This is a genomic window from Alteromonas hispanica (assembly GCF_010500915.1).
Lineage (GTDB): Bacteria > Pseudomonadota > Gammaproteobacteria > Enterobacterales > Alteromonadaceae > Alteromonas > Alteromonas hispanica.
On the sequence record NZ_JAAAWP010000001.1, the window covers coordinates 404,237 to 419,137 of the forward strand.

Annotated in this window: 10 protein-coding genes; 5 read left to right on the plus strand and 5 right to left on the minus strand. The window is 44.1% G+C overall.

What is annotated here, in order from left to right; genetic code table 11:
- Positions 1-33: 33 nt before the first annotated feature.
- The 3 genes from GTW09_RS01720 to GTW09_RS01730 all read left to right on the plus strand — a co-directional run bounded on the left by GTW09_RS01720 (position 34) and on the right by GTW09_RS01730 (position 3,697).
- The gene (locus GTW09_RS01720) at positions 34-1,107 is read left to right on the plus strand and encodes a phosphotransferase (protein WP_203565581.1); all 1,074 of its coding nucleotides are present in this window, start codon (positions 34-36) and stop codon (positions 1,105-1,107) included.
- A 281-nt stretch (positions 1,108-1,388) separates the two neighbouring features.
- The gene (locus tag GTW09_RS01725) at positions 1,389-3,017 is read left to right on the plus strand and encodes a sensor histidine kinase (protein ID WP_163109495.1); all 1,629 of its coding nucleotides are present in this window, start codon (positions 1,389-1,391) and stop codon (positions 3,015-3,017) included.
- Positions 3,017-3,697 carry a response regulator transcription factor gene (locus GTW09_RS01730; RefSeq protein WP_163109498.1) on the plus strand — a complete coding sequence of 227 codons (681 nt, stop codon included), beginning with the start codon at positions 3,017-3,019 and terminating at the stop codon, positions 3,695-3,697. Before GTW09_RS01725 ends, GTW09_RS01730 begins: the two co-directional genes overlap by 1 nt.
- 336 nt (positions 3,698-4,033) lie before the next feature.
- Here GTW09_RS01730 and exaC read toward each other — a convergent pair whose 3' ends face one another.
- Positions 4,034-5,554 carry an acetaldehyde dehydrogenase ExaC gene (gene exaC / locus GTW09_RS01735; RefSeq protein ID WP_071979116.1) on the minus strand — a complete coding sequence of 507 codons (1,521 nt, stop codon included), beginning with the start codon at positions 5,552-5,554 and terminating at the stop codon, positions 4,034-4,036.
- 181 nt (positions 5,555-5,735) lie between these two features.
- Between exaC and GTW09_RS01740 the strand changes: the two genes are divergently transcribed.
- The gene (locus GTW09_RS01740) at positions 5,736-6,629 is read left to right on the plus strand and encodes an AraC family transcriptional regulator (protein ID WP_163109501.1); all 894 of its coding nucleotides are present in this window, start codon (positions 5,736-5,738) and stop codon (positions 6,627-6,629) included.
- 88 nt (positions 6,630-6,717) lie between these two features.
- On the opposite strand, the gene GTW09_RS01745 is transcribed toward GTW09_RS01740, so the two are convergent.
- The 3 genes from GTW09_RS01745 to topA all read right to left on the minus strand — a co-directional run bounded on the left by GTW09_RS01745 (position 6,718) and on the right by topA (position 10,490).
- Positions 6,718-7,167, minus strand: a complete 450-nt coding sequence (locus GTW09_RS01745; RefSeq protein WP_163109504.1) for a GNAT family N-acetyltransferase — start codon at positions 7,165-7,167, stop codon at positions 6,718-6,720.
- Between the two features lie 84 nt (positions 7,168-7,251).
- Complete coding sequence (locus GTW09_RS01750) at positions 7,252-7,791, minus strand: DUF2058 domain-containing protein (protein WP_071979171.1); 540 nt, start codon at positions 7,789-7,791, stop codon at positions 7,252-7,254.
- Positions 7,792-7,814: 23 nt separating this feature from the next.
- Positions 7,815-10,490 carry a type I DNA topoisomerase gene (topA, locus tag GTW09_RS01755; RefSeq protein WP_163109507.1) on the minus strand — a complete coding sequence of 892 codons (2,676 nt, stop codon included), beginning with the start codon at positions 10,488-10,490 and terminating at the stop codon, positions 7,815-7,817.
- A 376-nt stretch (positions 10,491-10,866) separates the two neighbouring features.
- Here topA and astB point away from each other — a divergent pair, with 376 nt between their 5' ends.
- Positions 10,867-12,207: an N-succinylarginine dihydrolase gene (gene astB, locus GTW09_RS01760; protein WP_163109510.1), complete on the plus strand. Its 1,341-nt coding sequence runs from the start codon at positions 10,867-10,869 to the stop codon at positions 12,205-12,207.
- Positions 12,208-12,335: 128 nt separating this feature from the next.
- Here astB and GTW09_RS01765 read toward each other — a convergent pair whose 3' ends face one another.
- Positions 12,336-14,885 (minus strand): Ig-like domain-containing protein, encoded by a 2,550-nt coding sequence (locus GTW09_RS01765; RefSeq protein ID WP_163109513.1) that lies wholly within the window; start codon positions 14,883-14,885, stop codon positions 12,336-12,338.
- Positions 14,886-14,901 lie beyond the last annotated feature (16 nt).

Genomic DNA, 14,901 nt, shown 5'->3' on the forward strand with positions numbered 1-14,901 from the left:
AAAGTATTCAAATATTGACCATTGGTAACAACAATGACGGCAGATACAAACATTGATAGCGCAATAGATCCCCAATTTTTATCATGGGTAGAGCAAGTCTGCTCGGCCTCAATAAGCCGCGCATCACTTATTCAAACACTGTGGAGTGGCTACGGTGCTTGTTTCCGCGCTATTCTAGAGCAGCACGATGCCAATACAACCGAAGGCCCGCTACCTGTTGTGGTAAAGTGCGCTTCGCCTACTGACGTTGCTCAACATCCGAGGGGGTGGAGTTCATTAACGGGCCACCAAAGAAAGCTTAAGTCATTTGCTATTGAAAATAACTTTTACAATCACATTCAACCATTCACGAATGAGTTTTGCAAAACGCCTCGGGGTATCGCTGTTGAAACCAAGGAAGACAAAACACTGTTAGTTATGGAAGACCTTGGAGCAGCGGGCTATTCTGAAACTACACTCTCTCTTAGTGTTACTCAAGCTAAGGTTGTACTGCATTGGCTGGCGGAATTTCATGCCGCATTTATAGATACGAAACCATCTTTAAACCTTAAAAAGCCTAACGGCGAAAACGTTGAAGTTTGGCAAGAAGGCACCTACTGGTATCTGAACACCCGACGTGATGAATACAATGCCATGCCCTCTTCAGAGTTGAAAACGCGAGCGCAAGAGATAAGCACCCTACTCGCCAACTCAAAATACCAAACTCTGCTTCACGGTGACGCAAAAGTGGCGAATTTCTGTTTTACACCGCACTATACGCAGTGTGCTGCAGTAGATTTTCAATATGTGGGCTTTGGCGCCGGGGTTAAAGATGTTGCCTATTTTTTGGGAAGTGCTTTGAGCGACAACGATCAACGTCTGTTCCGCGACCGTTGCTTAAATGTTTACTTTACCGCGCTTGAACGTGCCTTAAAGCGCCAATGTGCGAACTCTAAAACAAGCATCACAGAACAAGACATTCCGTTCATTGTGAACGAGTGGAGAAGCCTTTACTCGTTCGCCTGTGCCGATTTCCATCGTTTTCTAGCGGGGTGGAGCCCAAACCATAAAAAGATTAATATCGAACTTCAGTATCAAACGTCATTAGCGCTGAACAGACTAGGCTAGTATTCCCACACGTCCCCTCATATAAATGGTTATTAGCCGTTGCCCGAGTTGATGAAATAGCATTTTTATCCATATTCGATTTGTTTTTTATAAGTTACTTTGCGATGTATTGAGTTTAGTGACCGAATATCAATTACCTAACGTATAAGATTTCGTGGTTACGAGTTCAAATATAATTGCGATGATAGGTATTGACATCGTTGACCTGCACCACTGATGCCGAATCATTAATGACGAAGTTGACGACAAACTTAAATATATAAACGCGATTTCAAATTATTATGTATAAACGCAAACTCTATCTATTTGGCCTTCTCTCTACCTTTATTCTTATTATCGCGTTAGCAAGTGCGGCTGTTACGGCTCACCTCACTCGTGCAAACTTAGAGCAAAGCCAACTAGCTCAATCTCTTCTGTCTGAGCATCAAGAGCTTTCGAGCACTTCCTATCGATTGTTTAAACAACTCACTGACGAACTCATTTTTGGCAAGGGCGCTAATCAGGCGAATGTTAGAAACAAACAAGAAAAAATTGATCAATCTATTACGCGAATTAAGAAGTTCGAACTAGCCCAGCGAGAGGCATTAGGACTTGATGCTACTCAAGGCAGCGTTGAAGATACTGACGAACTTGAGGCGTTGATTGCCTATATTGTCTCAGAGTTTCGCGACATCGCCCAGCTAAACGACAGCACGCCTTTACATGAACAAGAGCGATTACACACCCTGCTTGAAAGCACCATTGATAATCAATTTAGAGAAGCTATAAACGCAGCAGTAGTGCGTCAAGGCAAAGTAGTATCTAGAATAAATGCAAGTATAGACACGCTGAACACCAGTATTGTTTGGTTTACCATTATTTTAGGCGCTATTACCTGTCCTTTTATTTTATTAGGCTGCTACTGGCTGTTTAATGCTTTGTATCACCCATTAACCGTTATTCGCACAGGCACCGATGCTATTGCATCTGGCAACTATCATTATCGCCTACCTGAAACACTGGATGATGAGTTTACTGACTTGGTTAAAGCGTTGAACTCAATGATTGCAAGACTCGCTGAGCACGAAGACAAAGCATCAGCCTACCGCAAGCAGCTAGAATATGATGTTGAGACCCGCACTCGCGCCCTGCAAGAAGTGAATAATAAACTCACTCAGTTAGACGCCAAGCGTCGGCAGTTTATGGCTGATGTGAGCCACGAATTGCGCACGCCTCTCACTATTATTCGGGGTGAGGCCCAAGTAACACTACGTCAAAAATCTGCGGCAAATGAGATATACCAAGAAACGCTGCATACAATCTTAGAGCAGTCTGTGAAGTTAAGTAAACTAGTGGACGACCTTTTGCTTTTGGCTAGAGCAGAAATGCATGAGTTCACCCTAGATGTTGCAGAATATTCACTGAAGTCTTTGGTCAACGAACAGATAGCATTATGGCAAAAAATTGTGAAACCACGTGTAATTTCGTTGAAGTGGAACATTGATAGCGTGGACAAAAGTCAAACCGTAATCATCGATAAAGACAGAATTATTCAGGCGCTTACTATACTTATCGAGAACGCCAGTAAGTATTCAACTGAACATGCCCCTATTACTCTCGCCGTAGATGAAAACGACCATTGGGTAAACATTCATGTTATCGATATTAGTGAGGGAATTTCCTCATCGGATTTAGAGCACATTTTTGAGCGCTTTGTGCGTTTAAAAAGAAAAGGCGATGGAATGGGTTTAGGGCTATCTATTGCGAAGGCAATTGCCGAGGCTCACGGCGGAAAGCTGATGGCTACATCAACACTGGGCAAAGGCTCAACATTTACGCTATCGATTAAAAAAGCAAACAACAATAAGCCGCTCGCAGCTTTTGAAGAAACAACTTTCAGCGAAGTTCCAAACAATGAGAGACAGCCATAATGAAAATTTTAGTTGCAGATGATGAAGCGCCACTTCTACGATTTATATCTCGCGGATTGAGCGCTGAGGGTTACCATTGTGTTGAAGAAAGCACGCTACATAATTTGATCACTCGTATTAAGCAAGAGTCTCCCGCTATAGCCATACTCGACAGAATGTTTGGGGATGAGGACAGTGTGGAACTGCTTCCAACCATAAAATCAATGCCAAATGCACCTATGGTTCTGCTTTTAACAGCCGTTGACGATGTGAAGGAAAGAGTGAATGGTTTAACGCTGGGTGCTGATGACTATTTGTGTAAGCCCTTCGACTTTGACGAGTTATTGGCACGTATCACAGCACTTAAACGCAGAGCTGGCACAACGGCTGTGAACGACAGTTTTACAGTAGGCCCTTTGCAAATTGATAAAGACTCTCGAATTGTCACTCTCTGCGGCGAAGAGCTCTCACTTACAAAGCTAGAGTATGACACCTTATTCTATTTTGCAGAAAATGCAGGCAAGGTGCTGTCTAGAGAACGAATACTCAGTCGAGTTTGGAGAAGTCATAGCGACCCTTTGACCAACGTTGTCGATGTATACATCAGTCGCTTGCGACAAAAGCTCAGTGTGAACAGCTCAATTTCGATAGAAACTTTACGGGGAAATGGTTACCGGCTAACGGTAAAATTAACGCCGTAAAAGAAAAAAAAGCCCAACGAAGGGACGCGTTGGGCATAATTGTAACGATTATTACTGTATCGTTTAACACGGGCTTTCTATGGCACACACATCAAATCCTCAACCCAGATGCCCCGCGAACGTTCCTGCCACTTTCTCAGCAGCAGGACAACAGTATTTGCTACCCTTTATATGGTAGAGAAAAAACGTAACTAAACCTTTTACGCTCCATTAAAAAAAGATGAACGGAAGATTAAAAAGTCACTGCCATATTTTTCAGCATTGGCTTTACACATTCACTTTTAAAAATTCGGCTTGTTGTCAGCCTTAATTTCACCTAATTATAGCTGCGTATATTTAAAAGAACCCGAGTGGATCTTCGCTGTAACTGACTAATAAATTTTTGGTTTGTTGATAGTGGCTCAACGCTAGCTTATGGGTTTCTCTACCAATCCCTGACTTTTTATAACCGCCAAACGCAGCATGTGCTGGGTACATGTGATAACAGTTGGTCCACACCCTGCCCGCTTCAATTTTCCGTCCCATGCGATAAGCCAAATTCATATTTCGGCTCCATACACCTGCGCCAAGTCCAAACTCGGAACTGTTGGCAAGTTTGAGTGCTTCGGCTTCGTCCTTAAAGGTCGACATTGAGATAACTGGGCCGAAGATTTCCTCCTGAAAGACACGCATGTCGTTGGTTCCTTTCAGCAACGTTGGCTGAATATAAAAGCCGCTATTCAGTTCATCTGTCAACTGCTCAACATTTCCCCCTGTGAGTACTTCAGCACCTTCACTTTTACCAATTTCAATATAGTTAAGTATTTTGTCGAACTGTTCTTTCGATGCTTGTGCCCCCACCATGGTCTCAGTATCAAGGGGGTTACCTCTTAAAATTTTCGCAGTGCGCTCAAGAATTTTTTCCATAAACTGATCGTAAATGTCTTCTTGAATAAACAATCTCGACGGACAGGTACACACCTCGCCTTGGTTAAAGTATGCAAGTACGGCACCTTCAATCGCTTTCGATAAAAACGCGTCGTCTTTATCCATAACGTCATTAAAGAAGATATTTGGTGATTTACCTCCTAATTCGACCGTCGAGGGAATGATATTATCAGCCGCACACTTTAGGATATGAGAGCCCACTGGCGTTGAGCCAGTAAAAGCAATTTTGGCAATTCGCTTACTCGTAGCTAGCGCTTCCCCCGCCTCTTTACCAAACCCGTTTACAATGTTTAGTACACCAGGTGGTAGCAAATCGCCAATAATTTCAGTAAGCACTAAAATAGAAGCCGGCGTTTGTTCTGCTGGTTTGAGCACCACACAATTGCCTGCGGCTAATGCAGGTGCAAGCTTCCATGCAGCCATAAGAATGGGGAAGTTCCACGGAATAATTTGACCAACAACTCCCAGTGGCTCGTGAAAATGGTAAGCAACGGTTGTTTCGTCTATTTCACCAATAGAACCATCTTGAGAACGCAGGCAACCTGCGAAATACCTGAAATGATCGGCGGCGAGAGGAATATCAGCCGCTAAGGTTTCGCGTACTGCTTTACCATTGTCCCACGTATCTGCTACAGCCAGCAGCTCTAAATTCTCTTCTATAAGATCGGCAATTTTAAGCAGAATATTACTACGCTCTGTGACAGATGTTGTTCCCCATCCTTCCCTCGCCTCGTGTGCTTTATCAAGGGCAAGATTAATATCATCAGCGTCTGAACGCGGTATCTTACAAAACACTTTTCCGTTAACCGGGCTAATATTGTCAAAATAGTTACCATTAACAGGCTCAACCCACTGCCCGCCAATATAGTTACCATATTGAGCTTTAAAATTTACAAGTGCGCCTTCACTTCCGGGATTTGCATAAATCATATTTGTGCTCTCTTCTTGTTGTCTAGCGGTAAAAATTCATATAGCTATTGGTCGTAAATATAGATAAAACACCATGCTTTATATTCACTATTGATTTACATTAATATAACAATAAGAAGGTAACTTGATTTGCTGTCCAAGAAATTTGCCTGAGAGTCCAAACAATCAGTAAAGGCTAACTATGCATACTCCGAATTTAGACAAAAAACGTCAACAGCTTGATGTCTTAATTGAAAACAAGGTTACATTTTCTGCTGACAGCAGTGAGTTGAGTATTTACGACACCTACGAAAGTGCTCAAAAGGTTGCACTTCACTCAAACGAGCTACTTTTCTGCGCTATGCTAACTGGTAAGAAAATAATGCACGTAGAAAGCAGCCAATATCACAAAGCATTTTTACCAAATGAATCGTTTGTGGTTGCTCCGCAAAATAAGGTGCTTATCGACTTTCCTCAGGCTTCTCTCAATCGGCCCACAACGTGTCTCGCTATAGAGATAAGCCGAGACAAGATCAATGATGTCTCCAAGGCGCTAAATATGAAGCAGCGGCTAGCTCACGATGCCTTGTTTGAATACGTTCCAAATGTCGTGCATACGCAGCACAATGTACAAACACAGCAATTACTAGAGCGTATGGTTCATTTATTCAGTGAACAAGGTGCCGAACGTCACTATTTAATTGATTTATCGTTAAACGAGCTCATTACTCGGTTATTGCAGCAGCAAAGCCGTGAGCTTCTTTTGGCAAATTCAGAAGAGCTGAAACTAGATAGCAAAATAAGCGAGGCAATTAGGTATATAGAAGAGAATGTTTCGCAAGACTTAGACATTAACAAGCTGTGTAAGATAGCATGCATGAGTAGAAGCAAATTCTATCAGCAGTTCAAGCTTGCCTTTGGTACTACACCGGCTTTATTTCAGCAGCAATTGCGGTTAAAGCGCGCACGGGCCCAACTGCTCAGCGGTCAACCTATCAGCGCCGTGTGTTTCGATTTAGGGTTTAATAGTGCAAGTCATTTTAGTCGAGTATTTAAACAAGCTTTTGGCATTGCGCCAAAAGAGTGCCGGCACTAATGCACCAAACAGAAAAAAGCCCAATTTGACAATTGGGCTTTTAGGATGTTTATAAGGCTTAAGTCGGCTTAAAGTTGGTTAAATTTACTCAGTCTCGTTTCATATCTACGTGCGGAATGTCATCTTCAAGATACATTACCGAAGTGGGGACAAAGCCAAAGCTCTTGTAGAATTCGAGTAAATATTCCTGTGCACCTATCTCGATAGACGCGTCAGGCCACAATACATCGCATTCATTTATGGCTTTATCTACCAACAACTTGCCTGCGCCCTTGTTGCGGTGAGCACTATGGGTAGCTATACGCCCAATACTTGCTGACGGATAGCTAACGCCAGGCGCTAATAACCTAGCGCACGCAATCAACTTGCCATCGACAAAACCCATTAAGTGACGAGTTTCTTGATGCCTGTCTTTTTCATCAAGCTCTGGGTAAGGACATGTTTGCTCAACCACAAACACATCTACCCTAAGTTTTAGCAAATCAAAAAGCTGGTGAGTACTAAGCTCATCGAACTTACTGCAGATCCAGGTGATCATGAAGCCTCAATTTTGTTGTTTGACTGTGTAAGCTAACGCAAAAAGGTAAATTCCAACGCGACATATTACGAAGAGGAAAGTAACTTACCACGTCAAATCATCGGGGATTTCATAGTCTGCATACCAATCATCCTCTGCTTCATCTTTACCATCATTACCGCTTTTATCTAAATCAGCTCGGTAAACAATAAAGCTTTCATCTCGCTGCGCAATTTTATCGGCGACCGGCGTTGGCACCAGCTCGTAGGCATCATCTAACAACACTACGGTCAATCGACCTTTTGTCACCTGACGGTGCATATCCGCACTTACGTACATCCGCTTCACCACGTTATCATGAGTGAAGTTAAGTACGGTATCGCCTTTGCGTTCTTGTTTATTGGTGACTATTAGCTGTTTAACCTGAGCTGCTATAGAGCGCTTTTCTCGCTCGTTTTGCTGCAGTTGATTTAGCTCGCGAGAGCGCGCTTTTTTCTCTTCAGCCGCCTGCTGCGCTGCTATAGTAGCTTCATCAACAACAGGCTTTTTCTGCTTCTGCTTTTTACGCTTCTCAGCACGGGCTTTCTTTGCAGTTCCTTTATCTGCTAAACCCGCTTTCAAAAGTTGGTCTTGTAGAGATGCCATATATCGTTCAATTACCTATTAAGTTACTTCTTTTTGGCTTTAGATTTAGCTGCGGGCTTCTTAGCCGCAGTTTTCTTAGGTGCCTGCTCTTGCCATTTACCGTTTTCGTACCATGCCGACCAACCAGTCGCCTTGCCCGCGTCATTCTCAGACATAACGTACTGTTGTTTTGTTTTACGGCTATAGCGCACTATTGTTTCGTTACCGTCTGAATCTTTTTGTGGAGCATCAGCAAGATAATAGAACTTAGGCGAAATTCGGTCTCTAAAGCGAGCAAGTTCGTGAACTTTCGGAGCACGTGTTTCCCTCGACTTTGGGAAATTGTGAGCCGCTAAGAAGATACCCGACGCCCCGTCGCGTAGCATAAAGTGGGCGTCCGATTTTTCACAGGGCAGTTCCGGAAGATCCACGGGATCTTCTTTCGGTGGAGCAGCTTCACCATTTCGAAGTAACTTACGAGTATTTTTACATTCTTCGTTAGTACAGCCGAAATACTTACCGAATCGACCGTTTTTAAGCTCCATATCACTGCTACACTTGTCACATTCAATGATAGGTCCGTCGTAGCCTTTAATTTTAAACGTGCCCGTTTCAATCTCGGTACCTTCGCAGGTAGGCGTGTTACCACAAACGTGTAGTTTTCTTGTTTCATCAACAAGGTAACTGTCCATAGCTGTACCGCATTTAGGACAGCGTTTCTTTGAACGCAGCGCTTCGGTCTCTAACTCCTCCTCATCATCAACTTTCACTACCTCATCGCCAGGCGTTAAGTTCATGGTGTTTGTACAGCGCTCTTTTGGGGGAAGGTTATAGCCAGAACATCCTAAGAACACACCTGTGGATGCTGTTCTTACATTCATTTCTCGTCCGCACTTATCGCACTCAATGCCAGCTGGGATTGCTTGATTGAGGCGCATACCGCCCTCTTCAGGATCTTTTTCAGCATTGAGTAATTTGCCATAAAAATCGCTGTAGAAATCGTTGAGTACATCTTTCCAGTTTTTATTACCTTCGGCTATATCGTCGAGATGCTGCTCCATGTTGGCCGTGAAATCGTAACTCATTAAATCGTCAAAGTTTTCCATAAGACGATCGTTTACAATCTCACCCATTTTCTCAGCATAGAAACGCTTGTTTTCCAAGCGAACATAGCCTCTGTCTTGGATAGTGGAGATAATACTCGCGTAGGTAGACGGACGGCCAATACCACGTTTTTCGAGCTCTTTTACCAAAGATGCTTCGTTAAAGCGCGCAACTGGCTTGGTGAAGTGCTGCTTTGGATCTAATTCATTGAGCGTTAGTGAATCGCCTTTTTGCACATCGGGTAGCAATAGCTCATCGTCACCCTTTTTGCGTAACTGGGGCTGAACACGTGTCCAACCGTCAAATTTTAGCACTCGCCCTTTTGCGGTGAGCTCATAATCAGCCGCAACTACCTTTATCGTTGTTGCATCGTATTTGGCCGGTGTCATCTGACAGGCTAAGAATTGACGCCAAATTAGCTCGTAAAGACGCTGAGCATCTCGTTCCATATCACCTAGGCTTGCAGCACTAATGGTAACATTTGAAGGACGTATAGCTTCGTGAGCTTCTTGTGCGCCTTCCTTACTGCCGTAGCGAATAGGCGATTCCGGCAGATACTTGTCGCCAAAGTTATCCGTAATATAGCTGCGTGCACTCTCAACGGCCTCTTGGCTCAAATTTGTTGAATCTGTACGCATGTAGGTGATGTATCCCGCCTCGTACAAGCGCTGCGCCATCATCATTGTTTTCTTCACGCCAAACCCTAAGCGCGTGCTTGCTGCTTGCTGAAGCGTTGACGTAATAAACGGGGCTGACGGCCGGCTCTGAGTAGGCTTAGACTCACGACTTTCTACCGTAAAATAGGCTTTTTCTAAATCGGCTAATGCCTTATCGGCTTCGTCTTTATTTTTGGGTTTAAATGCGTTGCCTTGATATTTGGCAACCAGCATTTTTAAAGCCGCTTTTTCTTGACTGGTAAGGTTGGCGTGAATATCCCAAAACTCTTCCGGTACAAAAGCTTTTATTTCCCGCTCACGCTCTACCACCAAACGCACTGCAACAGACTGAACACGACCTGCAGATAACCCTCGGGCCACTTTTTTCCAAAGCAGAGGCGACACCATAAAGCCTACAACTCTATCTAGGAAACGTCGTGCTTGCTGCGCATTTACACGAGAGATATTAAGCTCACCAGGCGCAGAAAACGCATCTTGAATGGCATTTTTAGTGATTTCGTTGAAAACCACACGTTGATAAGTTTTACCCTTGCTGCCTAGTAACTCTTGTAAGTGCCAAGCAATAGCTTCTCCCTCGCGATCCAAATCGGTTGCGAGATAGATGGTATCTGCATCTTTGGCTAACTTTTTTAGCTCACTGACAACTTTTTCTTTGCCCTGCAACACTTGGTAGTGCGCATGCCAGTTTTTTTCAGGGTCGACACCCATTCGGTCTACAAGCTTTAAATATTCATGTCGACGAAGATATTCTTGCCGCGCTTCTTCGCTGTATGTTTTGAGTTCTTTTGCCGGTTTTTTAGGCTCTACATTGCCTAACGCCTTCGTTGGAAGATCCCGAACATGGCCAACCGAACTTTTTACGATAAAATCTTTACCGAGATATTTATTTATCGTTTTTGCTTTGGCTGGTGACTCGACTATGACCAGTGATTTTGCCATATAATTGAACTAAACCTATTGATTTTAAATGACTTATTACGTCAAATACCGAAAATTGATGCAACCTTGCACTATATATAGGGTGCGCGCTCTTTTTTAACATATATCTACAAAGTGAATGGAAAACAAGATCTTCTTCATACTTATTCTTTCGCTTGCTTCAATCTCACACAAAAACTGTACAAGAAACAACCAGCGCGATTGGCAAAGCCTTTAAAAGCCGTATAATGCCAGCCATTCCACTAACACCGGCGCCTCCTATCAATCGTAAAATGAGCACTGGTGATAAAAAAGCGCGATTGTTTTACGCCTCGCTGAATGCCTAGAACTATACAGCGTAGCGTTCAAATGCCCAAACACCAAATAGAGGGAAAGTATGAAGCAATTTGAAGTGAATTTTGATGGCCTTGTTGGCCCAACCCACAACTATGCCGGTTTATCATTCGGTAATGTTGCTTCTCTCAACAACGCCAATGCGGTAAGTAGCCCAAAGCAAGCAGCCAAACAAGGGTTAGCAAAAGCGAAAGCACTATCAGACATGGGGATGAAGCAAGGCGTATTGGCACCGCAAGAACGCCCTGACATTAACGCGCTGCGTCGATTAGGTTTTTCAGGCACTGATGCACGCGTACTAGAAAGCGCTGCAAAGCAATCTCGCGAGATATTTTTAGCATGTTGCTCTGCTAGTAGCATGTGGACTGCAAATGCCGCCACTGTGTCTCCTAGTGCCGATACGGCAGATGGACGAGTGCATTTTACCCCTGCAAACTTAACAAACAAGTTTCACAGGTCTTTAGAACCGCAAGTTACCGGCAACATTTTGCGCGGTACGTTTGCCAATGAAACCTACTTTGCTCATCACCAACACTTGCCAGATAATGACCATTTTGGCGACGAAGGTGCTGCGAACCATACTCGTTTGTGCAACGATTATAACGAGGCAGGAGTTGAGTTATTTGTTTATGGCCGACATGCTTTTGACCCGTCAAAGCCTGCACCGACAAAATACCCAGCAAGACAAACATTAGAGGCCTGCCAAGCCGTGGCTAGATTACATGGTCTAAGGGACGAAGGCGTTGTGTACATGCAGCAAAATCCTGATGTGATTGACCAAGGTGTATTTCACAACGATGTAATCGCTGTCGGCAACCAAAACGTGCTCTTCTTCCACGAACAAGCGTTTCACGAGAAGGAAAAAGGGTTTGCTGAGCTACAACGTAAGTTTGGTAACAAGCCACTACACTTCATTGAAGTGCCTACAGCGAAAGTGTCTGTGCAAGACGCAGTGAAAACCTATTTGTTTAATACGCAAATTATTACTCTGCCAAATGGTGAAATGACGATAATTGCGCCTACCGACTGTGCTGAGAACGAGTCAGTTAAAGCCTATTTAGACAATCTTGTCACTCTGGATACGCCAATAAAGTCGGTAAATTATTTTGACGTTAAACAAAGCATGCGAAATGGTGGTGGCCCGGCGTGTTTGCGTTTGCGTGTGGCAATGAGTGAAGAAGAGCTGAACGGCGTAAATCAGTCTACTCTGATAAACGATGCACAATTCGCGCGACTAAATGCGTGGATAGATAAGCATTATCGCGATGAATTAAGCGAAGATGACTTAAGAGATCCGCAGCTACTCATTGAATCTCGCACTGCCCTTGACGAGCTGACGCAAATACTTCAGATAGGTTCGGTTTATCCGTTCCAGCAGGGTTAACAACCTAATCTGAAAGGCTTACACGGCTATCATTAAAGCGTTCATCTGATATAACAAAGCCGGCATTCATGCCAGCTTTGTTGATGCGTAAAAGATTGATTCCATATCGTAATTCCGCTACCTCGATATTATGGAGTCACCTCAGTACATTGGTCTGTTACGCCAAACGGATTGGCAGGCGGAGATGCCCCCTCATCAGTTACATCATCAGCAGAAATGCTTAATGTGTAATGCATTGATGCTTTTGCTTCACTACCCGTAGACTGACCGAATACAGAAATAACGGCATCGTACCAAACCGCATAACTTGCTGGGTATCGGTACTCAAGTTCTGCGTAGCCATTCTCATCTGTCACTGAGTCTACTGCAAATGTGATTGTTCCTACTGAACCTGGCGTAAGCGTGCCATCACCATTGGTATCTTCAAGACGAGGCGTGGTGTCTAAAATGCCGTTGTCATTAACATCCTCTGTTTCACACCTTTGGTTCACGATAGCCTGCCAAATCGACTCTTCATCATTGTAAACCCAAAAGCCGGTGCGATACTCACCGCCATCAACGAACTTCACTGGAGTAACAGAGGCAGTAAGTTCTACACCGCTAACGGGTTGACCTACAGAGTCTGATACAAACACGCTGAAACGTTTCAAATAGGTTGTAGAGGTTGGCTCTTCAAGCTCATTGCCGGTACCAATAGATATATCAAACGCTCGGTTACCAACAGTCAGCACAACATCATCTTCTATTGCAGGATCATCAGCCACAAAGGCCGTAATAACTACTGCATCAGGTGTTGATACAGATCCTGATGTAAATACCGTAGTAGCGATACCTTTACTGTCAGTGGTAGCCTGTGAAGGTGAGACAAAACCAGTTGAAACATCTGACACAGTAAAGTTGATGACACTGTCTTTCACCAAGTTTCCGTCTACGTCTCTCACTACCGCACTGATAGTGCTAGTTTGACCATCTGGACCCAATAAATCTGGTGACGCATCAGCAATGAGTGTATGTGGCGTGGTAGCAACAAACTCAATTTGCGTTAGCGCAGACACAAGCACATCGCCATTCCCATCTGTTGCAGTAGCCGTGATAGATGAAATGCCAGCATTGGTAGAGCTTATGCTAATTGTAGCCTCACCGTTTGCATCTGTTGCCACCGTTGATGTACCACTTATCACGCCACGAGAAGCACTAAAGGTTACGTCTTCACCAACCACCGGTGCATTATTCTGGCGCCATTGAACCGTAATGGACTGCTGTTGACCTACAGGTACTTCTTCAGTAGGAAGGTTTACGAAATTGAATTCGTCCTGTTGTACTTGAACAGTAAACGTAGCGCTTGCGTTTAACGCGGTTGCAGTAATGGTATTTTCACCCGAGTTAGTCGCAGTATATGACACTGTCGCTTGGCCTGTAGAGCCAGTATTTACCTCTGATTCGCCAAGTGTACCTCCGCTGGCCTCAAGCTGAACAGGTTGGTTGAGTATTGAGGTACCGTCAGAATCCTGAACACGAATGGTGTAATTTACCATATCGTTTAAAATAACTGATGACGCGCCATTTACCGTAACTTCGGTTCCGTCGATTTCAATAGAAACGTTTTCTGGGCTTAGCGAACCAGCTTGTGCCGAAACGGTTACTGTACGATTAGCTGCGTTGTTTCGCGTAGACAAAAGAGCGCGTGCAGTGCCATCTGCAGCTGTAGTAGTTTGAATAAGCTGCAGTTCAACGCCATCTTCACTAGGTGCAGAAAAACTCACTTCCACACCTTCCATAAGTACACTTTGCTCGTTTTTTACCAGTGCAATTAATTCAACTTCATCGCTTCCGCTTGATGCTAATTGAATGCTATCTGCAAATAGCTCTAGCGAAGCAGGTTCCTCGCTTACGCTAGTACGACCTGAAGAACTAAACGTAGTAGAATCTGATTCTCCTGTTGGTAAAGTAACGATAACTTCACCATCGCCAGACAAATCACTTACCGCCATACCAATTGACGCAATACCATTCTCGTCCGTCAGTGCAGTTGCAGTGTCATTTGAAAACTCTGCCAAGTCGCTGTTACTAAGTGAGAAAGTTAGCAATATGTCATCTTGAGGGTTCCCGTCTGCGTCAGTAACCGTCGCTACAGCGGTAAGTGCATTGTTTGTAGAGAGCTCATTATCTTGTTCACCGTCACTGTTTCGCAATATCAGTGATACGGAAGATTCTGTAGAGCCCGTTGTTGCAGCGGTTGCTGAAAATGTCGTCGTTCCCGTCTCCCCAGTACTTAAGCTGGCGGTGATTTGACCGTCGCCCGACGCAGTACTAGCATTAAGGCCAATACGCGCTACCCCGCTTTCATTGGTGCGAGCGGTTCCTGTATCATTGGCAAAGGTTGCTAGCGCTGCGTTATCTAGCACAAAACTAACTAAGCTATCAGACAGTGCATTACCGTCTTGATCGGTGACTGTGGCTACTACAGTAAGGCTGTTGTCTTCTGATAAATTGCTATCGCTTTCACCATTGAAATTCTCTAGAGCGAGAGAAACTGTATAAGTTGGCGTAGTGGTTCCACCGCCACCATTACCAGTACCGTTGTCCGTATCGTTTCTTGAGACAGAACCGCCTCCCCCACATGCTGTTAGCATAAATATTGCGCTAAATAAGCTTAGCGTCTTCGCTAATGTCCGCATAATTCGTTCCTGAACC

Bases quoted from the DNA above. Each gene is read 5' to 3' on its own strand.
- GTW09_RS01720 (WP_203565581.1), top strand. From the start codon at position 34: ATGACGGCAGATACAAACATTGATAGCGCAATAGATCCCCAATTTTTA.
- exaC (WP_071979116.1), bottom strand. From the start codon at position 5,554: ATGATTTATGCAAATCCCGGAAGTGAAGGCGCACTTGTAAATTTTAAA.
- GTW09_RS01745 (WP_163109504.1), bottom strand. From the start codon at position 7,167: ATGATCACCTGGATCTGCAGTAAGTTCGATGAGCTTAGTACTCACCAG.
- GTW09_RS01730 (WP_163109498.1), top strand. From the start codon at position 3,017: ATGAAAATTTTAGTTGCAGATGATGAAGCGCCACTTCTACGATTTATA.
- topA (WP_163109507.1), bottom strand. From the start codon at position 10,490: ATGGCAAAATCACTGGTCATAGTCGAGTCACCAGCCAAAGCAAAAACG.
- GTW09_RS01750 (WP_071979171.1), bottom strand. From the start codon at position 7,791: ATGGCATCTCTACAAGACCAACTTTTGAAAGCGGGTTTAGCAGATAAA.
- GTW09_RS01765 (WP_163109513.1), bottom strand. From the start codon at position 14,885: ATGCGGACATTAGCGAAGACGCTAAGCTTATTTAGCGCAATATTTATG.
- astB (WP_163109510.1), top strand. From the start codon at position 10,867: ATGAAGCAATTTGAAGTGAATTTTGATGGCCTTGTTGGCCCAACCCAC.
- GTW09_RS01725 (WP_163109495.1), top strand. From the start codon at position 1,389: ATGTATAAACGCAAACTCTATCTATTTGGCCTTCTCTCTACCTTTATT.
- GTW09_RS01740 (WP_163109501.1), top strand. From the start codon at position 5,736: ATGCATACTCCGAATTTAGACAAAAAACGTCAACAGCTTGATGTCTTA.